This window comes from Methylobacterium currus (assembly GCF_003058325.1).
GTDB classification, from domain to species: domain Bacteria; phylum Pseudomonadota; class Alphaproteobacteria; order Rhizobiales; family Beijerinckiaceae; genus Methylobacterium; species Methylobacterium currus.
Genome location: NZ_CP028843.1, coordinates 4,238,941 through 4,263,803 on the forward strand (window position 1 = coordinate 4,238,941; position 24,863 = coordinate 4,263,803).

Here is a 24,863-nt window from a genome sequence, read left to right on the forward strand (position 1 = left end):
CCCCGCGTAGGCGGGGGAGCCCGCTCGCCGTAGAGGGCAGAAGCCCCCGACGGGGGTCGATCCCCGCGTAGGCGGGGGAGCCAAGGCCGGCCCGGTCTGGACCGGCGAGATGCGGGGTCGATCCCCGCGTAGGCGGGGGAGCCCACAAGGCCTCCCCCAGGCTGGACAGGTCGGCGGGTCGATCCCCGCGTAGGCGGGGGAGCCGGTGGAGGGGGAGGAAGGGATAACCCTCCCCGGGGTCGATCCCCGCGTAGGCGGGGGAGCCACGCCGGCCGGGCGCCCGTTCTGCGGCGTGATGGGTCGATCCCCGCGTAGGCGGGGGAGCCTCAGCATCCCACTTGGCCCGATATGCGGCGTAGGGTCGATCCCCGCGTAGGCGGGGGAGCCGATCGTGTGCGCGCCAGGACGAAAACCGAGCGGGGTCGATCCCCGCGTAGGCGGGGGAGCCCGGCTAATCAGACAGCCGGCGCCCTTTCACGGGGGTCGATCCCCGCGTAGGCGGGGGAGCCGGGATGCTTACGAAGGTCACCGCAATAGGCGTCGGTCGATCCCCGCGTAGGCGGGGGAGCCTTCGGCTGGATCGGGTCAGGCCTCGTCTCGGCGGCTCGATCCCCGCGTAGGCGGGGGAGCCGGCCGGATCGGCGGACAGCCGCGCGTCGTTCAGGGTCGATCCCCGCGTAGGCGGGGGAGCCGCGTCGAGGTGTTGGCCGAGAGCGAAACCGAGGGGTCGATCCCCGCGTAGGCGGGGGAGCCATCACCCCGTAGGCTACCTTCGGCCCGGCCAGCGGTCGATCCCCGCGTAGGCGGGGGAGCCAGCTTGTCGGCGCTCCTCAGGCGTCATCTTGCGGGTCGATCCCCGCGTAGGCGGGGGAGCCGGCGTCTCGTAGATGCAGGTCACATAGACCCGGGGTCGATCCCCGCGTAGGCGGGGGAGCCCGCCATCCTCAAGATGACGATCGACATCGGCGGGGTCGATCCCCGCGTAGGCGGGGGAGCCTCCACCAGGTCCGCGAGCTGCGTCGCGAGGAGGGGTCGATCCCCGCGTAGGCGGGGGAGCCTCATGTCGGCAGGATTGTATAGCAGTGTATGAGGGTCGATCCCCGCGTAGGCGGGGGAGCCCCCCAATACACGGTCAATGGTCACTCCATAAACGGTCGATCCCCGCGTAGGCGGGGGAGCCCAGAAGGAGATCGGCTACCGCGGCATCAAGCGGGGTCGATCCCCGCGTAGGCGGGGGAGCCAAGCCTGCCTGCGGAGCTGGTGAACGGGTACCGGGTCGATCCCCGCGTAGGCGGGGGAGCCGCTCGGGCATCTAACGCAAGCTCTAACGCTTTGGGTCGATCCCCGCGTAGGCGGGGGAGCCAAAGCCGAGCTTCTTGGCGTGCTTGATGACTGGGGTCGATCCCCGCGTAGGCGGGGGAGCCACCTTCGGGTTCATCCTGGCGCCGTTCGTGCGGGGTCGATCCCCGCGTAGGCGGGGGAGCCCAGCACGTGTCCGGCGGCGTCAGCACGCTCGGGGGTCGATCCCCGCGTAGGCGGGGGAGCCTTCTCACCGGGCCGGCGCCGATGCTCAACCTCGGGTCGATCCCCGCGTAGGCGGGGGAGCCGGCATCTGCATGATGCGGTCCGCTTCCTCAAGGGGTCGATCCCCGCGTAGGCGGGGGAGCCGGCGGAGCACACGAATAGATCAGGCTGGCCGCGGGTCGATCCCCGCGTAGGCGGGGGAGCCGCTCCTCTGGTCGTTGTTTTTGGCAACGGCTGCGGTCGATCCCCGCGTAGGCGGGGGAGCCATGGCGTGATGCGCGGGATCTCCGCCAATCACGGGTCGATCCCCGCGTAGGCGGGGGAGCCCGCGCCGTGTTGAGGTCAGCGGTGAGCTTCAGGGGTCGATCCCCGCGTAGGCGGGGGAGCCGAGGGGCCGACACGGATTTCCCCTGCGGTGGGGGGTCGATCCCCGCGTAGGCGGGGGAGCCCTTCCAGTTAAGTAGCTGGTGCCATTCACAATGTCAAAGAACGCCACCTTTCGCAGGTGCGAAGCGGGCCCGTCGCAGTCCCCGAGAATGCCGGGTGCGGACTAGGTCGTCCAGGGGCGGGGAGGGCTCGGCGGCATCCGCTTTGATCCGGCAGCAGGCGCTGACAGATCCCGATGCCCGATCGCGACTTGTTTGGAATGGCTCCAATCTATAGATTGGAGCCATTCCAAACAGGAACGTTCGCATGAAGGCCCTGACCGATCTCACCGAGCGCGAGGTGCTGGCCCTCGCCATCGCCAGCGAGGAGGAGGATTCCCGCATCTATCGCAGCTTCGCCGAGAGCCTGCGGGCCGACCTGCCGGGCTCCGCCGGCCTGTTCGAGGCGATGGCCGACGAGGAGCGGGGCCACCGCGACGACCTCTATGCGGCCTATCGCGCGCGCTTCGGCGAGCACCTGCCGCCCCTGCGGCGCGAGGACGTGCGCGGTTTTCCCCGCCGCCGCCCGTTCTGGTGGCAGGGACTCGATGCCGCCCGGATGCGGCGGGAGGCGCAGGCCATGGAGGAGCAGGCCGCCGGCTTCTACGAGCAGGCGGCGACGCTCACCCGCGACCTCGGGGTGCGCCAGCTCTTCACCCGGCTCGCCGAGATCGAGCGCGGCCACGGCCGCCGGGCCGAGGCGCTGACCGCCGAGCAGGAGACCGGGGACGCCGCCGCCGAGGAGGCCCGGGCCGCCCACCGGCTGTTCGTGCTGCGCTACGTGCAGCCGGGCCTCGCCGGACTGATCGACGGCTCGGTCTCGACCCTGGCGCCGCTCTTCGCCGCCGCCTTCGCCACCCACAACAACTGGCAGACGTTCCTCGTCGGCCTCGCCGCCTCGATCGGCGCCGGGATCAGCATGGGCTTCACCGAAGCGCTGTCCGACGACGGCAGCATCACCGGGCGCGGCTCGCCCTGGCTGCGCGGCCTCGTCTGCGGGGTCATGACGGCGGTCGGGGGCCTGGGCCACACGCTGCCCTACCTGGTGCCGGATTCCTGGTCGAACGCCTTCGCGATCGCGACGGTGCTCGCCGCTCTGGTGGTGACGGTGGAGCTGCTGGCGATCTCGGCCATCCGCACCCGCTACATGGAGACGCCGTTCTGGCGCGCCGCCCTTCAGGTGGTGCTGGGCGGGGTGCTGGTGCTGCTCGCCGGCGTGGCGATCGGCAGCGCCTGAGATGGCGTCATGCGGCACCGTGCGCGGGCGGCGGCCCCGAAAGCCGCTCCCGCCACCTTGAAAATGGTCTAGAAACGGCCCGAAGGCAGCGAAAGATCGCCCCCGAACGAGTGCCCCGAGGAACCGCCGTGCAGACCAGCTTCACCCCCGCGCAGCTCGCCGACCCGGCCATGGCGGCCTCGGAGAAGATCCTGCGCACCTGCGTGCATTGCGGCTTCTGCACCGCCACCTGCCCGACCTACCTGCTGCTCGGCGACGAACTCGATTCGCCGCGCGGGCGCATCTACCTGATCAAGGACATGCTGGAGGGGGGCAAGCCCGCGAGTCCGGAGGTGGTCAAGCACGTCGACCGCTGCCTGTCCTGCCTGTCCTGCATGACGACCTGCCCGTCGGGGGTGCATTACATGCACCTCGTCGACCATGCGCGCGCCCATATCGAGAAGACCTATTCGCGCCCGGCGGAGGACCGGTTCCTGCGCGCGGTGCTGGCGCGGGTGCTGCCCTACCCGAACCGCTTCCGCCTGGCGCTTCTCGGCGCCACGCTCGGCCGGCCGTTCCGGGGGATCGCCGCGAAGATGCCGAAGGTCGGCAACCGGCTGGCCGCCATGCTCGACCTCGCCCCCGCCGCGCTGCCGAACCGCTCGGCGCAGGACAAGCCCGGCCGCTTCCCGCCCGCCGGCCCGCGCCGGGGCCGGGTCGCACTCCTGCGCGGCTGCGCCCAGAGCGTGCTGCGGCCGGACTTCAACGAGGCGGCGATCCGGCTCCTCAACCGCCACGGCGTCGAGGTGGTCCAGGCCAGGGGCGAGGGCTGCTGCGGCGCGCTCACCCACCATATGGGCCACGAGGATTCGTCGCACGCGCTGGCCAAGCGCACCATCGACGCCTGGATCGCCGAGATGGACGGCGAGGGGCTCGACGCGATCGTGGTCACGGCCTCGGGCTGCGGCACGACGATCAAGGATTACGGCTTCATGTTCCGCGACGACCCGGCCTATGCGGACAAGGCCGCCCGGGTGGCGGGGATCGCCCGCGACGTCACCGAGTATGTGACGAGCCTCGGCCTGTCCGAGCCGGTGGTCGAGACCGACCTCGTCGTCGCCTACCACTCCGCCTGCTCGATGCAGCACGGGCAAGGCCTGCGCACCGAGCCGAAGGCGCTGCTGGCGCGGGCCGGCTTCACCGTGAAGGACGTGCCCGAGGGCCATATCTGCTGCGGCTCGGCCGGCACCTACAACATCCTGCAGCCGGAGCTGGCCGCGCACTTACGCGCCCGCAAGGTCGCCAACATCGAGCGCGTCCGGCCGGACGTGATCGCCACCGGCAATATCGGCTGCGCCACCCAGATCGGGAAGGGCACCGCCATCCCGATCGTCCATACGGTGGAGCTCCTCGACTGGGCGACGGGCGGCCCGCGGCCCGCGGCTCTGGACGGGGTGGCGGAGAGGCGGCCGGCGCTGGCGGCGGCGGAGTAGGCCGCAGGCGACACGACGACGCGCGGGTCTTCTCCCTGTCCCCCGGCGCGGGGAGTGGGAAAGATCCGCGACTCGTCTTGCTCCGGGCAGCCCGGCGGCGACCGTCCGCCTCACGACGCCGACGCCGCAGCCTCCACCTTCCCCCCGGCCGCCATCCGGCAATCCGCGACCGTCGCCCGCGCGGTCTCGATCGCGATCGACACCGCCGCCATCGTCCGCGCATCCAGCTCGCGCCGGCGGAGGTCGCGTACGACCTCGATGGCGAGCTTGTCGATCTCGACCGACAGGGCGGCGATGGCGGCCGGGTCGCGCAAGGAGCGGGCCTGGTCGGTGATCTCGACGAGCCGGTCGGTCACCTCGTCGATCCGCTCGCGCCGCAGGCTCGCCAGGCGCTGGCGCAGCCAGGCCACCGCCGAGGCGAGGCCGCCGGCGAGCGCCGCCAGGAGGTAGAGCGTGTCGCCGTAGCGCTCGACGAAGCCGTGCTGCTCGCGCTCGAAATAGTCGATCGCGCCGGGATGGATCGGAATGCGGGCGCTCGTCGCCGCCACCGTGGTCTCGTAGGACGGGGCCTGGACGTATTCCGCCGCGTCGGTCTGCTCGGCGGCGGCGGTGCGCATCTCGAACAGGTGCTGGGTCACGTCCGCGGCGACGGCGCGGCTGAGCGAGGTGCGCGCCATCAGCCGGTACGAGGCGCCAACGGTCTTCACGTCCTCCGCCGGCAGCTTCGGCCGGCCGCCGAACAGCCCGGCCGGCACGGTGACGGCCTGGAGGCGGGGGAAGCGCTCGATCACCGCGTCGCTGTCCGGCACGTCGACGAGGTCGACCTTGCCGGTGCGGCCGATCCCCCGCACCGATTCGACGAGGGCGCGCGCCTTCGGGGCGGAGGCCGCGATGATGCTGGCGAAGGCGTCGATCCGCCGGTCGCGGATCGCGGCCGCCGCCTCGGCCCCGTCGATGGCGACGAGGCGGACCGCGCCGGCCGGCACCGGCCCGATCGCGGGCGTCGCCTCCGGCCCCTCGAGGGTCAGGGTGTAGTAGGCGAGGATGTTCTTCAGAAGCCAGAAATCGGCGCTGCGATGGGCCGCGATGCCGAGGCGTCGCCCCGCGAGCTTCGGGAAGCTCGTGATGCCGGACCCCTCGGGCGAGACGATCAGCATCGCCTGGTCGCGCAGGATCGCGAGGGTCAGCCCGTTCTTCGGCAGGAGCACGTCCGGCCGCACCACCGCGAGGTCGGCCCGGCCGTCCTGGAGCGCCGCCGCGCTCTCGCGCACGTCCTCGAAGGACAGGATCCTGAGCCGGATATTGGCACGGTCCGCCGCCAGGGCATCGGCATAGGCCTTGATCAGGGCCGGCTCGGTCCCGTCCCGCGGGGCGACCGCGATGGTGAGCGTGGTCGCCTGGCTGACATACAGGGCGGCCGCGATCCCCGCGGCGAGGGCCGCGACGAGCACGGCGGCGAAGGTCTCGCGCCGCAGGACCCAGTCGGGGAGGGTGGGCATGGGACCTCCAGCCGGGGGGTCAGAACGCCGAGATCAGCACGATCCCGCCGATCATCAGGGCGGCGCCCAGCAGGCGCGGCGGGCCGGCCTTGACCTGGCGCATGCCGAGCCAGCCGAAATGGTCGAGCGCCACCGAGGTCAGCAGGTTGGCGGTGATGAGCAGGCCGTTGAGGGCGCCGGCCCCGACCTTGTCGACGAAGAGGAGGCCGGCGAACACCGCGACCGCCCCGGTGAGGCCGGCGAGCGGCATCCACCAGCGAACACCGGCCAGATCCTCGCGGGTCGGCAGCGGCGTGGGCTTCAGCAGGGTCAGCAGCGCGAAGGCGAAGACGACGGGCAGGAACGACACCGTGGCGGCGAGCCACGGATTGACCAGCGCGCCGCGCAGCTGCGCGTTCCACACCACGCCGATCGCCATTAGGGCGCCGGCGACCAGGATGAACGGGTAGAGCAGCTTGCCGCCGACGCCGTGGCTCTCGCCCTCGTCCTTCTTGCCGGCGCTGCGGGCGATGAACACCACGCCGACCGCCATCAGCAGACCGCCGAGCCAGGGCAGCGGCTTGAAGCCGGAGGCCTGGAGCCCGAACAGCCCGAAGGTGTCCAGGGCGAGCGAGGTGATGATGTTGGCGGTCAGCGTCAGGCCGTTGAACGGACCGGCCCCGACCTTGTCGATGAAGGCGAGCCCGCCGAACACCGCGACCGCCCCGGCGAGCCCCCCGAGGGGGGCGTACCAGGGCATCTTGCCCAAGCTCTCGAGGCTCGGCAGCGGCGTCGGCATCACCAGGAACAGGGTGACGAAGACGAACACGATCGGCAGGAACGACACCGTGGCGGCGAGCCACGGATTGACCATCCGGCCGCGCAGCTGCGCGTTCATCGCGTTGCCGAGCGCCTGGACCGCACCGGCGACCAGGATGAAGGGATAGAGGAGCGCGGCGATCGACACCGGGGATACCTTCCTGTGGGAGGGGGTCAGACGAGGAGGAGGCCCGCCAGCGCCAGCCCGAGGGCCGGCGGCATCACCAGGGCGCCGAGCTTGAGGAAGCTCCAGAAGCTCACGTCCTGGCCCTCGCGGCGGATCGCGGTGAGCCACAGGATGGTGGCGAGCGAGCCGGTGACCGAGAGGTTCGGCCCGAGATCGACGCCGATCAGCACCGCGCCCGCGACCTTCTCCGGCACGTGGGCGGCCTGCACCGCGGCCCCGGCGATCAGGCCGGCCGGCAGGTTGTTGACGAGGTTGCAGGCGACGGCGATCAACGCGCCGGCGCCCCAGGCCGTCTCGGCGGGCGCCGTGCTCGCCGCCCGTTGCAGCTCCGCGGCGATAATCGCCAGCACGCCGGTCTTCTCCAGCGCCTCGACCAGCACGAACAGGCCGGCGACGAGGGGCAGCACGCTCCACGACACGTCCTTGACCACCTCGGCGGCACCGCTGCCGCGCCGCAAGGCGATCACGATGAGCGTGGTGGCGAGGCCGGCGACGAAGGTCGGCAGGCCGAGATCCTTCCCATAGGCCGAAGCGCCGATCAGCACCGCGCCGGTCGCCACGATGCCGAGGCCCGCGACGAGGCCGGTGCGGGACAAGGACGCCGTCTCGACCTCGGTGGCGACCTGCTGCTGCCGCAGCGTCCCGTTCTGGGTCAGCCGCAGGACGAGGTAGGTCGCCAGGATCGCGAGGAGCGACGGCAGGGTGAACAGGGCGAGCCAGCGCGTCAGCGGCGGCATGGCTTCCGCGAAGACCACGAGATTCGCCGGGTTCGAGATCGGCAGCACGAACGAGGCGGCATTGGCGATGAAAGCGCAGATGAACAGGTAGGGCAGAGGGTTCTCGACCTTGGCGGCGCGGGTGGCGGCGTAGACCGCCGGGGTCAGCACCACCGCGCAGGCATCGTTCGAGAGGAAGACCGTGACCACCGTGCCGACGAGGTAGACGAGGGTGAACAGCCGCGTCGCCGAGCCCTTGGCGGCGCGCACCGCGATGCCGGCGAGCCAGTCGAACAGGCCCTCCTTCCGGGCGACCTCGGACATCAGCATCATGCCGACGAGGAAGAGGTAGACGTCGGTGCCCTTGAGCACGCCCGCCCAGGCGGTGCCGGCCGGGAGCAGGCCGAGGAGCACCAGGGCGAGGGCGCCGGCCACCGCCCAGATCGCCTCCGGCCAGGAGAACGGGCGCACGATCACGCCGAGCGTGGCGAGGGCGGCGATCGCCCAGGTCGCGAGGTTGGGGCTGAGCGTCAGCGCGGCCATGGAGGGAGAAGTCCTGTCGTCGGTGTCGAGGAGAGCATGATCCGAGCCGCTGGACGGCTTCGCCGGTCACCGGCTCGTCCCACCCGCGACCTCCTCCTGAGGTGCGGGTGAAACGGGCCTCGAAGGAGGCCTCCAGGGATCGCGAGACTTCTGGAGCCGTCCGTCGAGGCTGCCGCACGCGGCACCACCTCGGGAGGAGGTCGTGGATGGGACGTGTAATACCGCAGCGCCTTCGAACGGACTCGTTCGAAGGCGCTGGCTAAGCCCGGACGGGCTTCGGCGCTGATGCGCCGGACGCTTTCGCATCGACGTGGCGATGCGACGGCGCGATGGTAAAGGTCGTGGATAAGGTCTCCGAGGACCGGGAGGCCTGTCCTCACCATTGCCGCCCGTTGCGGTTCGGCCCGAGCTGGGTCCCGAGCAAGCCCCGCTCCGGCCACGCCCCGAGCGCGTCCGCGTCGCTGCCGATGCCGCGGGAGATCGGTAGGCTGGTCGGATCGGTCGCCGGCTCGATCGCGTCGCTATCCTCGGAACCCCGGCCCGTCGCCCGCACGGCGACGACCTGAGCGCCTGCCGGCCAGACCACGTCGGCCGCGTAGCAGCGCGCCCCGTCCTCCCGCGCCATCGCCTGCCACGGCCCCTCGTCGATCCGGTACTCCACGCGTTCGGCGGAGCCCAGCACCAGGGCACGCAGGATGAAACGCTCGCCGACCGCGTGGCCGGATTCGTGGGCAAGGCGCCGGTCGGCGGGGGCTGTGATCAGCACGAACGGCCAGGGCCGGCCGAGGTCCTTGAAGCGCCAGCTTACCACGCCGCCATCGAGCGCGGCGACCGCGTAGCCGACCGGCCCCTCTTCGATCTGGCCGGTGGAGCGGGTCGCCGCGTACACGGTGCGGCCGTCATTGGCGAGCTCGTTGTAGTGGGTGTGGCCCATCTCGACGAGGCGCACCGGCCCGCGATGGACGAGGTCGGCGACGCGCGCGGCCTCGCCCTCGCCCTTGAGATCCGCCGGGTAGCTGTGCATGAACAGGATGCAGTCTCTGCCCTGCGCGCCCGCCAGCTCCGCCGCGAGCCACGCGACCTGGTCGGGCCCCAGGCGGAAATCCGGTCCGCCCGTGCCAGGCCCGCACATGTCGAGGAACAGGCAGCGCACGCCCCGGACGTCGACGGCGTAGGGCAGGCGCGGAACGTCCAGCCCGGCATAGAAGGCGTCGAGGCTGCCGCCCTCCCTGTCGTGGTCGCCCGTGATGACGTGGACCGGCAGGTGGAGCCGATCGAGGCCCGCCCGCACCAGGGCGTATTGCTCGGGGCGGCCATTGTCGGCGTTGTCCCCGGGCAGGAAGACGAAGTCGAGTCCCTCGATCTCGCCGATTTGCGCGACGATCGCCTGATAGTCGCGCGCGTTCCCGGCCTCCGCGCCGGTCAGGTGAAGGTCGCCGATATGCGCGAAGGCCAGCGGGGCGGTCTTGGGCGGGGCGGTCTTGGGCGGAGCGGTCTTGGGCGGGGCGATCATGGGCGAGGCCTTCAGGCGGTGGCCAGGGCCGGGCGGCCGGTGGGATCCGAGGGCGTGCCGGCCTGGGCCGGCTCGAAGCCGCGGGTCTCGGGCATCGCCAGGAGGTAGAGGGCGAAGCCCAGGCCCGCGATGCCCGCGAGCGTCAGGAAGGCCGCCGAGTAGCCGGCCGAGACGATGATGAGGCCGGCGAGCGTGGCGCTCAACGAGGCGCCGAGGCTCTGCGCCGTCGCCACCGCGCCCTGGCTGACGTTGAACCGGCCGGTGCCCCGGGTCAGGTCGGCGACCACGATCGGAAAGAGCGCGCCGTAGACGCCGGCGCCGATGCCGTCGAGGAGCTGCACCGCCACGAGGTAGAACGGGTTGTTCGAGAAGGTGTAGAGCACGCCGCGCAGGGCCAGCACGCCGAAGGCGGCGAGGAAGATCGGCTTGCGGCCGATCGCATCGGCCTTGTGGCCGACGAACATCGCCACCGGGACCATCACGCATTGCGCCGCCACGATGCAGATCGCGATCAGCGAGGTGGCGTTGTCCTTGCCCGACAGGTGGGTGAGGAGCTGGCCGACGGAGGTCAGCATCGCGGCGTTGGAGAGGTGGAAGATCGCGGCGAGCAGCGCGAACAGCATCAGGTGCTTGTTCTGTAGCAGAGCCGTCAGGCCGGAGGGCTGCTCGCAGGATTCCTCCTCGGCGCAGTCGAGGCCGCGGGCGAGGTCGTTGTCGATGGCCTCGTCCGGCACCATCAGCATCGCGCCGATCGACAGGGCGGCGAGCACGCCCATGAGCCAGAACACCACGATCGGCCCGAACAGGTAGGCGAGCCCGCCTGCGAGCGCCGCCGAGACGGCGTTGCCGGCATGGTTGAAGCCCTCGTTGCGGCCGATGCGCTTGGAAAAGAGTTTCGGGCCCACGACCCCGAGGGTGATGGCGGCGAGCGCCGGCGGGAAGATCGCCCCCGCGATGCCGGCGAGCGACTGGGTGGCGGCGACGGCGTAGAAATTCGAGATGAAGGGCAGGGCGAGGCAGCTCAGGGTGACGGCGAGCGCCGCTGCGATCACGATGGCGCGCTTGTGTCGTGAGCGATCGATCAGTGCGCCGGCGGGGGTCTGGGCGATGAGGCCGGCGATGCCGGCGATCGTCATGATCATGCCGGTGGTCGCCTCGTTCCAGCCCTGGTCGGGGCCGCGCACGGCGATGAGGTAGATGGCGAGGTAGGGGCCGAGGCCGTCTCGCACATCCGCCAGGGTGAAGTTGAGCGCGTCGAGCCCGCGCAGGGCGCGCGTCGACGGCTGCCGATCGGGGAGTCCGGACGCAGAGACAGGGGCGGAGGGTGCGGTGCTCACCGTGATGTCTCCTTGAGGAAGGACCGGCCGATCCGGAGCCGAGAACCGGCGAGATCGCCAAAAGTTGCTATTCAAGAGGGATTAGTCTGCGGGAGGGCGCCGTATCGCTCCGCGGGTCCGAGAAGAGTGTCGGGTTCAGAACCGACGCGGAGGCGCGCCGCCGGGCGGCGGAGGCGGGGGAGGAGCGGAGCCGGGACCGGGCGGCGGAGGAGGCGGAGCGTCGGGGCCGCCGGGCGGCCCGGCCTCGCCGCGCGGTCCCGGGGGACGCGGCGGGCGCCCGCCGACCGCGACCAGGCTGTCCGGGCTCGTCCCGAGGGCGCGCACCTCCACCACCGTGCCGAGCGGGCTCCTCGCTACCGTCCCGCGGACGCTGACGCTCTGGCCGGCCCGCAGGGTCGCGCTCAAGCGCGCCGCCTCGGGCGGCGGCAACCGCAGGGTGGTGCCGTCGTCGAGGAGCGCCCCGTTCACCTCGCCCCGGCGCCCGTGCAGCAGAGCCGCGATGCGCCCGCTCAAGCTCGTCTCGTCGGCGGCCGGATCCGGCGGCCCGAGGGTCGTGAGCGTGGCGCCGCTCGCCTCGTTGCGGATTGAGGCGCCGTCGACGAGGGGCAGCGCCCGGGCCCGCATGCCGCGCACCGAGATCGGGTCGCCCGGGCGGACCGTGAACACCACCGCGCCGGACATGCGCGGCGGCAGCTTCACCTCGGTGCCGTCGGTGAGGATCAGCCCGTCGACGTCGCCCCGGGGGGTGAGCGTGTACTGCTTCACCGTTCCCTTGGTCTCCGGCAGCGTGCCGGGATCCCAGACCGAATTGTCCTGCGCCGCGGCCGGGATCGCGCCGAGGATCACGGCCGCGAGGCTCGCCGCGAGGCGGCGATGCTGAGCCATCGTCATGGAGGTCGCTCGTCTGCGCCGGCGGGCAGCCGGCTCAACGAGCCCCTGTCAACTCCCGTGCCAAACGCCAAGTCCTTGCAGAACCAGCAAAACCCGGCGTCAGTCGATCGACCGGCCGTCGGGATTCCCGACATCCCCCGTCGGGTTTTCCGACAGGTCCGCGTCGCGCAGGCCGTAGCGCTCGATCTTGGCGTAGAGGAGCTGGCGCTGGATGCCGAGGCTCTTGGCGGCCCGGGCGCGGTTGCCGCTGCTCTCGCGCAGGGCCCGGCGGATCATCGCCTCCTCGAGGCGGGCCACGGCGCCCGGCAGGTCGCCGTCGAGCCAGGCCGGCAGGGCCGCGCCGGGCTCCGACGCCGCCTCCGACAGGCCGAGATCCGCAGACCCGATCACCGCCCCGCGGGCCAGCACCGCCGCCCGCTCGATCACGTTGCGCAGCTCGCGCACGTTGCCGGGCCAGGAATGGCGCATCAGCGCCGCGGCGGCCTCGGGCCCGAGGCGCTTCTGCCCCGCGCCGCTCGCGCACAGGAAATGCTCGGCCAGGGGCAGGATGTCGGCCAGGCGCTCGCGCAAGGGCGGCAGGGTGATCGGCACCACGTTGAGGCGGTAGAAAAGGTCCTGGCGGAAGCCGCCTTCCGCCACGAGCCGCGGCAGGTCGCGATGGGTCGCCGCCACCACCCGGACATCGACCGGCGCGGGCCGGCCGCCGACCGGCGTCACCACCCGCTCCTGGAGCGCCCGCAGGATCTTGGCCTGCATCGACGGGGGCATGTCGCCGATCTCGTCGAGGAAGAGCGTGCCGCCATTCGCCTCGCGGAAGGCCCCGGGCCGGTCCTGGGTCGCCCCCGTGAAGGCGCCGCGCAGGTGGCCGAACAGCTCGCTCTCGAGGAGGTCGGCGGGAATCGCCGCGCAGTTCACCGGCACGAAGGGACCGGCCCGCCGGCGACCATGGGCGTGGAGGGCGCGGGCCGCGACCTCCTTGCCGGTGCCGGTCTCGCCCTGGAGCAGCACCGTCGCGTCGCTGTCGGCGGCGAGGCCGACCGCCTTCTGCACCCGCCGCATCGCCTCGCTGGAGCCGATCAGCGACGCGGCTCCCGCCGGGGAGGGGGCGCCCGGCGCCGCGGCAGCGGAGACGGCCAGCATGCCGCCTAGCAACCCGGCCAGCTCGGCCCGGCCGACCGGCTTCGTCAGGTGGTCGTAGGCGCCGAGCCGCATCGCCTCGATGGTATTCTCGGCGCTGGCGAAGGCCGTCAGCACCGCCACCGGCGGCGGGTGCGGACCGGCGCGCAGGCGCTGGAGCACCGCCATCCCGTCGAGGTCGCCGGGCATGCGCAGGTCGAGGAGCACGGCGGCGATCGCCGGGTCGGCCGCGACCCGCGCCAGGGCCTCGGCGCCGGAGGCGGCGAGGACCGGGCGGTGGCCGAGATCGCTCACCGTCTCGGCCAGACCCTCGCGCAGGGCGGGCTCGTCGTCGACGATCAGGATGCGGGCGGGCGAGAGGTCGGCGGGCGAGAGGTCGGCTGGGATGCGGTCCATGGCAGATCGAGCTCGAAGGTCGCGCCGGGACCCGATGCGTCAGGAGGTGGGGCGGCGAGCCGCGCCTGTCCACCATGGGCGCGGGCGATCTCGCGCACGATCGCGAGGCCGAGCCCGGTCCCGTCCGGGCGGCCGGTGACGAAGGGATCGAACAGGCGAGCCCGCAGGGATTCTGGGACGCCCGGCCCCTGATCCGTCACGCGGATCCGCAGCCGGTCGCCCTCCCGTACGCCTGAGAGCCGCACGATGCCCCCGGCCGGGCTGTGCTGGATCGCGTTGAGCAGGAGGTTGTCGAGGGCGCGGCGGATCTGGTCTGGGTCGAGGTGCGGGCGCTCGGTCGTCGCTTCTGCCACCGTGATCGCCGCTCCTTGCGCCCGGGCGAAGTCGTCGTGGAGATGGGCGCAGTCCTGCAGGAGAAGGCCGAGATCGGTGGGCGTCGGCACCGGCCGCCGCGGCTGGGTCAGGCTCAGGAGGTCGCGCAGCAGCCGGTCGAGGCGGGCGACCTGGTCGAGCACGAGGTCGAGGGCGGCGCGGCCCCGCGCCGGATCGGCGCTCGCCAGCGCGTTCTCGGCCTTGAGCCGGATCGCCGCCAGGGGATTGCGGATCTCGTGGGCGATGCCGGCCGCGAGCTGGCCGAGGGCCGCCAGCCGCTCGGCCTCCGCGGCGCGGTGACGGGCGGCGGCGAGGCGGGTGCCGGCGGCGTTCAGCGCCTCGACCAGCCGGTCGAGCTCGCGCAAGCCGGTCGGGGCCAGATGGGGCAGGTCGCCCTCGGCGGTCTCGCGCCCGAGCTGGCCCTCCAGCCGGGCGATGCGCCGGCCGAGCAGCAGCAGGAGCCGCCCGAGGAGCAATGCCGAGCCCAGCACGGTGGCGGCGAGGAAGCCGAATCCGGCGAGGAGCTGGCCGTAGGCCCGGCCCTGGTCGGTGTGGACCCGCGCCATGGTCCAGGCCGTCGCCCCCTGGATCGGCCCGCGCAAGGGGCAGCCCTGGACCACCAGGGTCTGGGTCCGGGACACGCGCCGCGTCGCCACCGGCCGCTCGGCGCTCAGGGCCTCGGCGTTGACGCGGCGGATCGTGTCGATCTCGGCCGCGGGCAGGTCGGTCTTCGGTCCCGTGCCCTCGTAGGTCGGGAAGGCGTAGGCCGCCGAGCCGGCCGACGCGGTCCAGATCCCGCCCTCGACCCCCGGATGGCTGGCGAGCGCCGTCACTACCACGTCGGTGAGCTGGCTCTTCAGGGTGTCGTCCGGCTCGGCGACGCTGCCGGTCCAGCCGCTGCCGAAGAACGCGAACCGGTCGCCGATCTCGCGGCAGGCGCGGGCGGCCTGGAGCTCGACCTGTGCGACCTGCACGGCGGCGGACTGGGTGTAGAACTCGGTGAGCAGGTAGGCGGTGGCGGCAGCCGAGGCGAGGAGCAGGATCCAGAGGGTGAGGAGGTGGGCGCGGAGGGAGGGGAGGCGGGGGAGCATGGCAGGATCGGGCAAGGCGGGACGGGGGGGAGAACGTGCCGTCGATCGGCGGAGCATCCTCGTTTCGGTGCGGCCCGGTTGGCCGATCCCAGCGGGACAATCGCGACGTTGACCGTCAACCGTCCGCTGTGAAGCTCCTGCGCCCCGCTTCGAGGGCCGGCGCGCGGCTGGCGGGAAAGAGCATCCGTCGGATGGAAAGTCTTGGACAGGATATCATGACCATCATCTGGGACGGAGTCACGAATGGGCGCGTCTTGAGCGACGGCGCCGTTGCATTGCGCCATCGACTGGCGGATGCCGCGAAGTCGTACGACTGGGCCCATGTCCTCGCGATCGTTCGCGAACACCGCGATCTCGTCAACACCGCACGGCCGGGCGGCGCCTCGTGGTTCTCACCCCTGCATCAAGCAGCCCATGGCAACGCGCCGGAGAGCGTCTGCGAGGAGCTCGTCGAGCTCGGAGGGTGGCGGATGCTGGAGAATGCGCGGGGCGAACGCCCGCTCGACGTCGCGGAGCGGTATGGGCATCGGCGAGCGATCGGGGTGCTGCGCCCCAAGCTGGTAAGGCACGTCCCCGACGGCATTCTCCGCATGATCCAGTCGCACTTCCACGCCGTGATCCGGGAGCGCGCCGACCGACAGGTCCGGGAGGCCGGGCTCCGCTTGCCGCCGCTGGCGCCATTGCTGGAGATGCCGCCGGAGACGAGGCCGGTCTGGTTTGCCGTTGCAGGCATGTATGGCGGTTTCGCCTACCACCTGAAGCAAGATGGGGTCGACGCGACCCTCGTCGCGGAAAGCTGGTGCCGGGTCGTCGAAGGCTCGGGGCAGCGCCACTCGATCACCTCGGCGGGCGCCCGTCTCGTCGCCGAGGGCTTCGTGTGACGGATGGTGCGTGCAGGGGCGAAGGATCGCACCGGGTCGTGCGTGAGAGCGGGCATTGGTCGATCCGTGCCTCCCGCATCCCCAAAAAGAAACAGGCGGCCCATCCTGGGCCGCCTGCCTGGCTTTGTTCAGGGACGTCGTGCCCGATGATCCTCGTAGACCTTCATCGCAGCACGAGGATCGCGGTCGACGGCGTCGCTATGCGAGAGCCGACGGGACTTCAGCTGCACCCGGTCGTAGAGCCGCAGGTGTCGCACTTCAGGCATGTCCCGTTCCGCACCAGCGTGAAGTTCGCGCATTCCGGGCAGGCCTCGCCGACATAGCCCTTCATCTTCGCCTCGGCCCGCCGGTCGGAGACGCTGCGGCCGGCCGCCGCCGGGTCCGGCTTGGCGAAGGGGAGGGACTCGGCCAGCGCCTCGACCCGGCCGGCAAGGGTCGGCTCGGTCTTGAGCGCCACCGATCCCCGCACCGCGTGAACGGTGCCGCCGGCCGCCGCACTCTGGCCAGTGGTCGGGGCCGCGACGCCGGAGGTGGCGCCGGACGGACCGCCATGGATCAGGGTGAGGCGGTCGCCCGAGCCGCGCAGCAGGCCGCGCGACACGGCGTTGTTCGCCGGAACCGCGTCCGAGGCTGCGGGCTTCGCCGGGGCGACGCCGCCGGTCACCGTGGTGCCGATCTCGGAGAGATCGACATGGGCGAGGTCGTTGCGGCCGAGATACGAGATCGCCAGCTCGCGGAACACGTAGTCGAGCACCGAGGTGGCGTTCTTGATCGCATCGTTGCCCTGCACGAAGCCGGCCGGCTCGAACCGCGTGAAGGTGAAGGCGTCGACGTACTCCTCCAGCGGCACGCCGTATTGCAGGCCGAGCGAGACCGAGATCGCGAAGTTGTTGATGAAGGCCCGCAGCGCTGAGCCCTCCTTGTTCATGTCGAGGAAGATCTCGCCGAGGCGCCCGTCGTCGTACTCGCCGGTGCGCAGGAAGATGGTGTGACCGCCGATCTTCGCCTTCTGGGTGTAGCCCTTGCGGCGGCTCGGCAGCTTCTCCTGGGAGCGCAGGCGCTCGACGCGCTCCACGATCCGCTCGACGATCTTCTCCGTGACCGCGACTGTCTTGGCCACCGCCGGCTGCGCCAGCAGCGCCTCGACCGCATCCTCCTCGTCGTCGTTCTCGTCGCTGATGAGGGCCGAGTTGAGGGGCTGCGACAGCTTCGAGCCGTCGCGGTAGAGGGCGTTGGCCTTCAGCGCCAGGGTCCAGGACAGCCGGTAGGCGTTCTTGCAATCCTCGACCGTCGCGTCGTTCGGCATGTTGATGGTCTTGGAGATCGCCCCCGAGATGAAGGGCTGCGCCGCCGCCATCATGCGGATGTGGCTCTCGACCGAGAGGTAGCGCTTGCCGATCCGGCCGCACGGGTTGGCGCAGTCGAAGACTGGGTAGTGCTCGACCTTGAGGTGCGGCGCGCCCTCGAGCGTCATCGCCCCGCAGACATGGACGTTGGCGGCCTCGATCTCCTTGCGGCTGAAGCCGAGGAAGGTCAGCAGGTCGAAGGACGGGTCGGCGAGCTTGTCCGCCGGAACGCCGAGGGTCTGGGTCAGGAAATCCTCGCCCAGGGTCCAGCGGTTGAACACGAACTTGATGTCGAAGGCCGATTTCAGCCCGGCCTCGACCGCCGCGATCTTCTCGTCTGTGAAGCCCTTGGCGCGCAACGTGCCCGGGTTGATCGCCGGGGCCTGGCCGAGCGAGCCGTGGCCGACGGCGTAGGCCTCGATCTCGGCGATCTCGGCCTCGCGGTAGCCGAGGGTGCGCAGGGCGTCCGGCACCGCCCGGTTGATGATCTTGAAGTAGCCGCCGCCGGCCAGCTTCTTGAACTTCACCAGGGCGAAGTCGGGCTCGATGCCGGTGGTGTCGCAATCCATGACGAGGCCGATCGTGCCGGTCGGCGCGATGACGGTGGCCTGGGCATTGCGGTAGCCGTGCTCCTCGCCGAGCGCCAGCGCCCGGTCCCAGGCCGCACGCGCATGCTCCACCAGCTCGCCCTGCGGGCAGCCGGCATGGTCGAGCGGCACCGGGTTGGTGTTGAGGAACTCGTAGCCCTCGGCGTCGCCGTGGGCCGCCCGACGATGGTTGCGGATCACCCGCAGCATCGCGTCGGCATTCTCCTCGTAGGCCGGGAAGGGCCCGAGCTCGCGCGCCATCTCGGCCGAGGTGGCGTAGGACACGCCGGTCATGATGGCGGTGAGCGCGCCGGCCAGCGCCCGGCCCTCACGGGAATCGTAAGGCAGGCCCATGGTCATCAGCAGGCCGCCGATATTGGCGTAGCCGAGGCCCAGCGTGCGGTACTTGTAGGAGAGGTCGGCGATCTCGCGGCTCGGGAACTGCGCCATCAGCACCGAGATCTCGAGGACCACGGTCCAGAGCCGGCACAGATGCTCGTAGCCCTCGACGTCGAAGCGCTTGGAGCCGCGGTCGTAGAGCGCCAGCAGGTTCGCCGAGGCGAGGTTGCAGGCGGTGTCGTCGAGGAACATGTACTCGGAGCACGGGTTCGAGGCCCGGATCCGCCCGCCCGACGGGCAGGTGTGCCAATCGTTCATCGTGGTGTTGAAGTGCAGGCCCGGATCGGCCGAGGCCCAGGCGGCCTCCGCGATCTTGTCCCACAGCTCGGCGGCCTTGACGGTCTTCGCCACCTTGCCGGTGGTGCGGTGGGTCAGCGTCCAGTCCGCGTCCCGATCGACGGCGCGCAGGAAGTCGTCGGTGAGCGAGACCGAGTTGTTGGAGTTCTGGCCGGCGACGGTGAGGTAGGCCTCGGAATCCCAGTCGGTGTCGTAGATCGGGAACGAGATGTCGGTGTAGCCCTGGCGGGCATACTGGATCACCCGCTTGATCGCGGCATCCGGCACCATCGCCTTGCGGGCGGCCTTCACCTCGCGCTTGAGCGCCGGGTTGCGGTCGGGATCGAAGCAGGCGTCGCCGGCAGCCTCGCAGTTGACGCAGGCCTTCATCACCGCCTTGAGGTGCTTGGACACCACCTTGGAGCCGGTGACGAGGGCGGCGACCTTCTGCTCCTCCTTGACCTTCCAGTCGATGAAGGCCTCGACGTCCGGATGGTCGATGTCGACGATCACCATCTTGGCGGCGCGGCGGGTCGTGCCGCCGGACTTGATCGCGCCGGCGGCCCGATCGCCGATCTTGAGGAAGCTCATCAGGCCCGAGGACTTGCCGCCGCCGGCGAGCTTCTCGTTCTCACCGCGCAGGCGGGAGAAGTTCGAGCCGGTGCCCGAGCCGTACTTGAACAGGCGCGCCTCGCGCACCCACAGGTCCATGATGCCGCCCTCGTTGACGAGGTCGTCGGCGACGGACTGGATGAAGCAGGCATGGGGCTGCGGGTGCTCGTAGGCCGTCGCCGACTGGACCAGCTCGCCGGTCCGGTAGTCGACGTAGAAGTGGCCTTGCGCCGGCCCGTCGATGCCGTAGGCCCAGTGCAGGCCGGTGTTGAACCATTGCGGCGAGTTCGGCGCCACCATCTGGCGGGCGAGCATGGCGCGCAATTCGTCGTGGAACGACGCCGCGTCCTCCTCGCCGGAGAAGTAGCCGCCCTTCCAGCCCCAGTAGGTCCAGCAGCCGGCCAGCCGGTCGAAGACCTGCACGGCCGAGGTCTCGGAGCCGTACCGCTCACCCTCGGGGAGGGCGGCGAGCGCCGCCTCGTCCGGCACCGAGCGCCATAGGAAGGACGGGACGCCGTTCTCCTCGACCTTCTTCAGCGCCGCCGGGACGCCGGCCTTGCGAAAGTACTTCTGGGCCAGCACGTCGCAGGCGACCTGGCTCCAGGCCTCCGGCACGTCGATGCCGTCGAGGCGAAACACCACCGAGCCGTCCGGGTTGCGGATCTCGCTCACGGCCTTGCGGAACGGGATGCTGGCATAGGGCGATTGCCCCGCGGTGGTGATGCGACGCTCGAACCGCATGGGATACTCTCCGGTCACGAACAGCCGGGGACCGCCCGCATGACGACGGGGGCCGCCGGTTACAGGAAGGGCGGGGACGCTTCGGATTCGGTGGACGAGCTTCCGTCCCCTCGGGGAGCGCCCGTCCTGTCGACCTGGAAACTACCGACGATGGCAGCCCCACGTCAATAACTAGTGTCGACGGACTCCGTTCCTCGCTAGATGTTGTGGTGGAGGGCGGAATCCTGTGGATGGCGGCGAACCGCCGCCTAAGCTCGCGCCCGGCTTGGCGGAATCGCCCCGATGCCCCGGCCGTTGCACAGCCGGCGCAGCATCCGACCACCGATTTGTTCACAGGTCGTTGCGGATCGGGGCCCCCCGCTTGAGGCGAGAGCGCCCCGCGCACAGGATTCGTGCTGCGGCGCGGGACACGCTGGACATCCGGGGGTCATCTCACCATAGTCCCGCGCGAGTTCAGGGGGGCTTCCTCCCATTCCCGAGGGCCTCAGGTCCCAGAGACGGTCGCGATGGCGCTGAAAGACACCCTGCTTCGGATCTTCACCTGGTGGAGCGGCTCGACCGTCAGCCTGAACGTCTCCACCAAGCGTCACGGCCGCTTCGTGGGCGAGGACGAGTTCGGCAACCGCTACTACCGGGCGCAAGGCCCGCTGATCGACGCCTCGGTCGGCTCGGAGCGGCGCTGGGTGATCTATAACGGCTATGCCGACGCCTCGAAGGTGCCGCCCGGCTGGCGCGGCTGGCTCTGCCACGCCACCGACGTGCCGCCCTCCGAGGAGACCTACGTCCCGCGCGAGTGGCAGAAGCCGCACGAGGAGAACCTGACCGGCACGGTGGCGGCCTACCGGCCGCGGGGCTCGCAGCTCTCCTACGGCCAGCGGCCGGCGGCGACCGGCGACTACGTGCCGTGGGTGCCGGGCGAGTAGCCCGCCCTTTTTCCACCATCCTCCTTGTGTCTATCGCGGGCGGGCCGACGGGGCCCGCGCGCCCGGCCGATTCGGGCGCGAGAGGCCGGGCTCGAGAGGCCTGGCGAGAGCCGCCGAACTTCGAGCCGGGAGCGACTGGGTTTTGAGCCGCATGACCGCACGCCGCGCCGCGGGCGCTTTCCTGCTCCTCGGCGGTGTCCTGCTGGGCGCGTCCGCGCCGGCCCAGGCCGACAAGATCCGCAACCCGACCGCGGTGTTCTCCGGCCTCGACAAGATCACCGGCCGCATCGTCTCCTTCGAGGTGGCGGTGGACGAGACGGTGCAGTTCGGCGCGCTCCAGCTCACCCCGCGGGTCTGCTACACCCGCCCGCCGACCGAGAGCGCCAAGACCACCGCCTTCCTGGAGGTCGACGAGGTCACCCTCGAGAACAAGTACCGCCGGATCTTCACCGGCTGGATGTTCGCCGCGAGCCCGGGCCTGCACGCGATCGAGCATCCGATCTACGACGTGTGGCTGGTCGACTGCAAAGGCGGCACCGACATCGTGGCCGAGCCGAAGGAGCAGGAGGACGCGCCGGTGGCCGCCGCCAAGCCCGAGGGCAGGAAGCGCCGCGAGCAGGCCCGCGGCGAGGAGGCGCCTCGCTCGCGCCAGGTCAACCGCCAGGGCCAGGTCGACGTCGAGCCGTTGCGCGGCACGCCGGTCCAGCCGCGCCAGTCGCCGTCGCGGCGCTTCTTCCCGACCAATGACGGCCCGATGCCGGCCGGCGCCGACCCGATGAACCCGAACCCGCGCTGAGGCGCGGACGGCCCGAGGGGAGGGGGCGGCTCGGCTCGAACCTGACCGCCCCGTGACTCCGGACGCCCGCGCCTCGGTCGCGCGGAGGCGGGGGGCGCCGCGGGATTCGCAGCGGGGCGGGGGCGGGCATCGGGATGCGGGCGGCGCTGCCCCGACAGGAGTCCCGGCGATGACCAACCACGTGACGACGCGCTGCACGGTCCGCGGATCCTCGGCCGACGTGGCGGCGTTCCGGGCGCTGATGGTCGAGGAGCCGCGCCCCGCGTCGGCCCCGGCCGCGGGCATCATGGCGTGGCTGCGGGGCCTGATGGGTCGGACGGCACCGGCGCCCTCCACGGCACCGGCGCATGCGACGCTCGACTTCAATCGCATCCTGCCGATGCCGGACACGCTGGCGGACGGCCCCGAGCAAGCCGCGTGGGCCCTGGAGCACTGGGGCACGCAGCGCAACGCGGACGCCTACGAGGAAACGGCACGGGGCGACGATGCCGGGGGCGGCGCCTCGCTGGAATTTTTCCTGGCGACGGCGTGGAGCTTCCCGGCTCCGGTCTTCGAGGCGCTGCACCGGCGCTTTCCCGCCTTGCACATCGACGTGGTCGGTTTCGAGGAAGCCTGGCACTTCGCGGTCGAGGGGGCTTATGGCCCCGGCGAAACCGGAGCGGTCGAGGTCGAGCCGACGGCAGCGCTCTACACCCGGGTCCATGGCGTGCCGCCCGAGCCCGACGAGGAGGGGTGAGAGCGGCGCGCACCGGGAGCTTTGTGACAGGCACGAAGCCTCCTCGAGACTCTCGAGCGCATCCCGGGGTCGCGCAGCGAGACCCGGCATGACGGCATGGACAGCGATCCTGTCCGTGGCGGTGAAGACGGTCTTACTTCAAGCGCCAGTCGATCGTCGCCAGCCCCTTCTCCTCCAGCCACGCATTGGCCTGCCCGAACGGCCGGCTGCCGCGGAAATCCGCCTTGCGGTTGAGGGGCGAGGGGTGACCGGCCTCCAGCACCAGGTGCTTCTCCCGGTCGATCAGGGCGGCGCGCTGGCGGGCCGGCGCGCCCCAGAGCAGGAAAGCGACCGCCGGGCGCTCGGCCGAGACCGCCGAGACCGCCTGGTCGGTCAGTGTCGACCAGCCGAGCTTCATATGCGCACCGGATCGGCCCGCCTCGACGGTCAGCGCCGCATTGAGGAGCAGCACGCCCTGGCGTGCCCAGGGGCTGAGGTCCCCGGTTTTCGGCACAGGCGTGCCGGTCTCCTCCGCCATCTCGGCCAGGATCACCTTCAGCGAGGCCGGCAGCCGGCGCCCGCCGACATACGAGAAGGCGAGGCCGTGGGCATCGCCCGGGGTCGGATAGGGGTCCTGCCCGAGGATCACCGCCCGCACCTGATCGAGCGGCGTCAGCGTCAGGGCGTTGAAGATGTTCTCGGGCGCCGGCAGCACCCGGGCACCGGCCTCCCGGCGGGCATCGACGGCCCCCGCCACCCGCTCGGCGCTGCCGTCCTGGAAGAACGGCAGGGCGAGCCAGGGGGACCCGGAGGCACGGAAGCGGGCGAGGGCGCCTGCTACGGTTTCGTCTGTCGGCATCGGACCTCGAGGTCAACGAACGGGGGTCAGCGGAAGGTCAGGCGCCCCGTCTCGATCGTCAGCGGCGCGTAGGCGCGGATGTAGGACATGACCACGTTGGCGACGAGCGTGCCGTCGGTGGCGCCGACCAGGGTCCTGCCTTCGGCCAGCATCCCGTAATCGTTGCCGCCGGCGAGCATGAAGTTGTTGGCTGCGACCAGATAGGTCCGGGCCGGATCGAGGAGCGCGTCGCCGACGCGGACCGAGACGACCCGCTTGCCCGCCGGCGCGGCGGGATCGACCGTGACCGCGATCCCCGAGACCTGCGGGAAGCGCCCGGCGGAGCGGCCGATCTCGGAGAACCCGTTCTCGAGGGCGGCGAGCACCTGGGCACCGGTGATCCTGACCAGCACCGAGGTGTTGCCGAAGGGCAGCTCGGTCAGCACGTCGCGGCGGGTCAGCGCGGTATCGGCCGGGTAGGTCCGGTTGCCGCGGATGCCGCCGCCATTCATCAGGCCGATCTCGGCCCCGGCGGCGGATCGCAGGGCATCGGCGACGAGGTCGCCGAAGGCAGTCTCGCTCCGGCGCACCGCCTCCGTGCGGGTGTCGAGGGCGTTGGTCACCCGGCCGAGCGGCACGTCCAGCTCGCGGGCGAGGTCGCCCTCCTGGCGCTCGACCACCGCCAGCACCTCCGGGTCCGGCTCGACCTCGGCGGTGTCGTGGATGCGGAAGGCGGCGGTCCAGGTCAGGGCCTTGCCGGTCCCTTCCGCCTTCACGTCGATGGCGGTGACGTATTCGGCATCGTGGCCGGATTCGGCGAAGGCCGTGCGGCCGTCGTAGCGGAGCGCCAGGTCGTGGTCGTGGCCCGAAAGGACGATGTCGGCGTGGCGGCTCGCCACCAGGGCCTCGTCGGTCGCCCGGTCGGTGTGGCAGACCGCCAGCACCATCTCGGCGCCCGCCGCTCGCAGGGCCGTCGCCTCCCGGGCGAGCGTGGCGACGGCCGGCCCGAACCGCCAGTCGCCCGATTGCGACTTGGCCGGCGTCTCGGGCAGCGCGATGCCGACCACGCCGAGCTTGATCCCGCCGAGGGTGAGGATCGTCGACTCGCTCGTGCCCGGCACCGGCGTGCCGTCGGGCCGGCGCAGGTTGGCGGCGAAGACCGGAAAAGTCGCGGCCCGCATCCGCTCCAGATAGATGTCCTGCCCGAAATCGAACTCGTGGTTGCCCGGCACGAACACGTCGGGCTTGATCAGGTTGGTCAGCTCGATGATGTGGCGCCCCTTGTCGATGCCCGACATCAGCGAGGGCGAGAGGGTGTCGCCGGCGTGGCAGACCAGGACCGGCCGGCCCCTCGCCCGCTCGGCCTTGACCACGGCGGCGAGCTTCGGGAAGCCGCCGCGGCCGTCGACCGCGCCCATCCGGTAGATGTCGTTGACGAGGACCAGGGTGAAGTCGACGTCCGGCGCCCGCGCGCCGGCCTGTCCTCCCGCCAGGCCGGCAAGTCCGGCCCCGAGGCCGAGGGCGAGGGTCTGGCGGCGGCTGGGCGAGGTCATGCGGAGCTCCGGCGGGCGTCGACGGCGCCCTGGGATCGAGGACGCCAATGTCACACGG

The 24,863-nt window shown here is 71.6% G+C and carries 17 protein-coding genes and 1 CRISPR repeat array (1 of these 18 running past the window's edge); of the genes, 6 read left to right on the forward strand and 11 right to left on the reverse strand.

The features are described from left to right. A CRISPR array of direct repeats spans nucleotides 1-1,973; the repeat unit is 29 nt; unit sequence GGGTCGATCCCCGCGTAGGCGGGGGAGCC (it extends 130 nt beyond the left edge of the window). 244 nt (nucleotides 1,974-2,217) lie between these two features. Both mbfA and glcF read left to right on the forward strand, forming a co-directional pair. Beyond that, on the forward strand, nucleotides 2,218-3,186 hold the full coding sequence (gene mbfA / locus DA075_RS19755) for an iron exporter MbfA (RefSeq protein ID WP_099954663.1): 969 nt from the start codon (nucleotides 2,218-2,220) through the stop codon (nucleotides 3,184-3,186). 128 nt (nucleotides 3,187-3,314) lie between these two features. Next, the gene (gene glcF, locus DA075_RS19760; protein WP_099954664.1) at nucleotides 3,315-4,658 is read left to right on the forward strand and encodes a glycolate oxidase subunit GlcF; all 1,344 of its coding nucleotides are present in this window, start codon (nucleotides 3,315-3,317) and stop codon (nucleotides 4,656-4,658) included. A 110-nt stretch (nucleotides 4,659-4,768) separates the two neighbouring features. Here glcF and DA075_RS19765 read toward each other — a convergent pair whose 3' ends face one another. The 8 genes from DA075_RS19765 to DA075_RS19800 all read right to left on the reverse strand — a co-directional run bounded on the left by DA075_RS19765 (nucleotide 4,769) and on the right by DA075_RS19800 (nucleotide 15,138). Further along, entirely contained in the window at nucleotides 4,769-6,157 is a 1,389-nt protein-coding gene (locus DA075_RS19765; RefSeq protein WP_099954665.1) for a TAXI family TRAP transporter solute-binding subunit, read from the reverse strand. Nucleotides 6,158-6,176: 19 nt separating this feature from the next. After that, nucleotides 6,177-7,103 carry a DMT family transporter gene (locus DA075_RS19770; RefSeq protein WP_244936228.1) on the reverse strand — a complete coding sequence of 309 codons (927 nt, stop codon included), beginning with the start codon at nucleotides 7,101-7,103 and terminating at the stop codon, nucleotides 6,177-6,179. A gap of 26 nt (nucleotides 7,104-7,129) precedes the next feature. Beyond that, complete coding sequence (locus DA075_RS19775; RefSeq protein ID WP_099954666.1) at nucleotides 7,130-8,401, reverse strand: arsenic transporter; 1,272 nt, start codon at nucleotides 8,399-8,401, stop codon at nucleotides 7,130-7,132. Nucleotides 8,402-8,777: 376 nt separating this feature from the next. After that, complete coding sequence (locus DA075_RS19780; RefSeq protein WP_099954667.1) at nucleotides 8,778-9,914, reverse strand: metallophosphoesterase family protein; 1,137 nt, start codon at nucleotides 9,912-9,914, stop codon at nucleotides 8,778-8,780. A gap of 11 nt (nucleotides 9,915-9,925) precedes the next feature. Next, nucleotides 9,926-11,251, reverse strand: coding sequence for an MFS transporter (locus DA075_RS19785; protein ID WP_099954668.1), 1,326 nt, complete (start codon nucleotides 11,249-11,251; stop codon nucleotides 9,926-9,928). A 135-nt stretch (nucleotides 11,252-11,386) separates the two neighbouring features. After that, a complete protein-coding gene (locus tag DA075_RS19790) occupies nucleotides 11,387-12,142 on the reverse strand; it encodes an OB-fold nucleic acid binding domain-containing protein (protein ID WP_099954669.1) in 756 nt (251 codons plus the stop codon). Nucleotides 12,143-12,241: 99 nt separating this feature from the next. Next, entirely contained in the window at nucleotides 12,242-13,675 is a 1,434-nt protein-coding gene (locus DA075_RS19795; RefSeq protein ID WP_099954670.1) for a sigma-54-dependent transcriptional regulator, read from the reverse strand. After that, nucleotides 13,618-15,138, reverse strand: coding sequence for a sensor histidine kinase (locus tag DA075_RS19800; RefSeq protein ID WP_099954671.1), 1,521 nt, complete (start codon nucleotides 15,136-15,138; stop codon nucleotides 13,618-13,620). The genes DA075_RS19795 and DA075_RS19800 overlap by 58 nt, the downstream gene beginning before the upstream one ends. 215 nt (nucleotides 15,139-15,353) lie before the next feature. Here DA075_RS19800 and DA075_RS19805 point away from each other — a divergent pair, with 215 nt between their 5' ends. After that, entirely contained in the window at nucleotides 15,354-16,019 is a 666-nt protein-coding gene (locus tag DA075_RS19805) for a hypothetical protein (protein WP_099956683.1), read from the forward strand. Between the two features lie 220 nt (nucleotides 16,020-16,239). Here DA075_RS19805 and DA075_RS19810 read toward each other — a convergent pair whose 3' ends face one another. Continuing rightward, on the reverse strand, nucleotides 16,240-19,980 hold the full coding sequence (locus DA075_RS19810) for a vitamin B12-dependent ribonucleotide reductase (protein ID WP_099954672.1): 3,741 nt from the start codon (nucleotides 19,978-19,980) through the stop codon (nucleotides 16,240-16,242). Between the two features lie 506 nt (nucleotides 19,981-20,486). Here DA075_RS19810 and DA075_RS19815 point away from each other — a divergent pair. The 3 genes from DA075_RS19815 to DA075_RS19825 all read left to right on the forward strand — a co-directional run bounded on the left by DA075_RS19815 (nucleotide 20,487) and on the right by DA075_RS19825 (nucleotide 22,435). Then, entirely contained in the window at nucleotides 20,487-20,903 is a 417-nt protein-coding gene (locus DA075_RS19815) for an NADH:ubiquinone oxidoreductase subunit NDUFA12 (RefSeq protein ID WP_099954673.1), read from the forward strand. 142 nt (nucleotides 20,904-21,045) lie between these two features. Further along, nucleotides 21,046-21,699: a DUF2155 domain-containing protein gene (locus DA075_RS19820; RefSeq protein ID WP_099954674.1), complete on the forward strand. Its 654-nt coding sequence runs from the start codon at nucleotides 21,046-21,048 to the stop codon at nucleotides 21,697-21,699. Nucleotides 21,700-21,868: 169 nt separating this feature from the next. Continuing rightward, nucleotides 21,869-22,435, forward strand: coding sequence for a hypothetical protein (locus DA075_RS19825; protein WP_099954675.1), 567 nt, complete (start codon nucleotides 21,869-21,871; stop codon nucleotides 22,433-22,435). 133 nt (nucleotides 22,436-22,568) lie between these two features. On the opposite strand, the gene ung is transcribed toward DA075_RS19825, so the two are convergent. Then, the gene (gene ung / locus DA075_RS19830; RefSeq protein ID WP_099954676.1) at nucleotides 22,569-23,273 is read right to left on the reverse strand and encodes a uracil-DNA glycosylase; all 705 of its coding nucleotides are present in this window, start codon (nucleotides 23,271-23,273) and stop codon (nucleotides 22,569-22,571) included. A gap of 26 nt (nucleotides 23,274-23,299) precedes the next feature. Then, a complete protein-coding gene (locus DA075_RS19835; protein ID WP_099954677.1) occupies nucleotides 23,300-24,805 on the reverse strand; it encodes a bifunctional metallophosphatase/5'-nucleotidase in 1,506 nt (501 codons plus the stop codon). Nucleotides 24,806-24,863: the final 58 nt, after the last annotated feature.

Excerpts from the sequence above, each read along its gene's own strand:
- mbfA (WP_099954663.1), top strand. The coding sequence starts at position 2,218 with ATGAAGGCCCTGACCGATCTCACCGAGCGCGAGGTGCTGGCCCTCGCC.
- DA075_RS19765 (WP_099954665.1), bottom strand. The coding sequence starts at position 6,157 with ATGCCCACCCTCCCCGACTGGGTCCTGCGGCGCGAGACCTTCGCCGCC.
- DA075_RS19775 (WP_099954666.1), bottom strand. The coding sequence starts at position 8,401 with ATGGCCGCGCTGACGCTCAGCCCCAACCTCGCGACCTGGGCGATCGCC.
- DA075_RS19780 (WP_099954667.1), bottom strand. The coding sequence starts at position 9,914 with ATGATCGCCCCGCCCAAGACCGCTCCGCCCAAGACCGCCCCGCCCAAG.
- DA075_RS19790 (WP_099954669.1), bottom strand. The coding sequence starts at position 12,142 with ATGACGATGGCTCAGCATCGCCGCCTCGCGGCGAGCCTCGCGGCCGTG.
- DA075_RS19795 (WP_099954670.1), bottom strand. The coding sequence starts at position 13,675 with ATGGACCGCATCCCAGCCGACCTCTCGCCCGCCGACCTCTCGCCCGCC.
- DA075_RS19800 (WP_099954671.1), bottom strand. The coding sequence starts at position 15,138 with ATGCTCCCCCGCCTCCCCTCCCTCCGCGCCCACCTCCTCACCCTCTGG.
- DA075_RS19805 (WP_099956683.1), top strand. The coding sequence starts at position 15,354 with ATGACCATCATCTGGGACGGAGTCACGAATGGGCGCGTCTTGAGCGAC.
- DA075_RS19810 (WP_099954672.1), bottom strand. The coding sequence starts at position 19,980 with ATGCGGTTCGAGCGTCGCATCACCACCGCGGGGCAATCGCCCTATGCC.
- DA075_RS19815 (WP_099954673.1), top strand. The coding sequence starts at position 20,487 with ATGGCGCTGAAAGACACCCTGCTTCGGATCTTCACCTGGTGGAGCGGC.
- DA075_RS19825 (WP_099954675.1), top strand. The coding sequence starts at position 21,869 with ATGACCAACCACGTGACGACGCGCTGCACGGTCCGCGGATCCTCGGCC.
- ung (WP_099954676.1), bottom strand. The coding sequence starts at position 23,273 with ATGCCGACAGACGAAACCGTAGCAGGCGCCCTCGCCCGCTTCCGTGCC.
- DA075_RS19835 (WP_099954677.1), bottom strand. The coding sequence starts at position 24,805 with ATGACCTCGCCCAGCCGCCGCCAGACCCTCGCCCTCGGCCTCGGGGCC.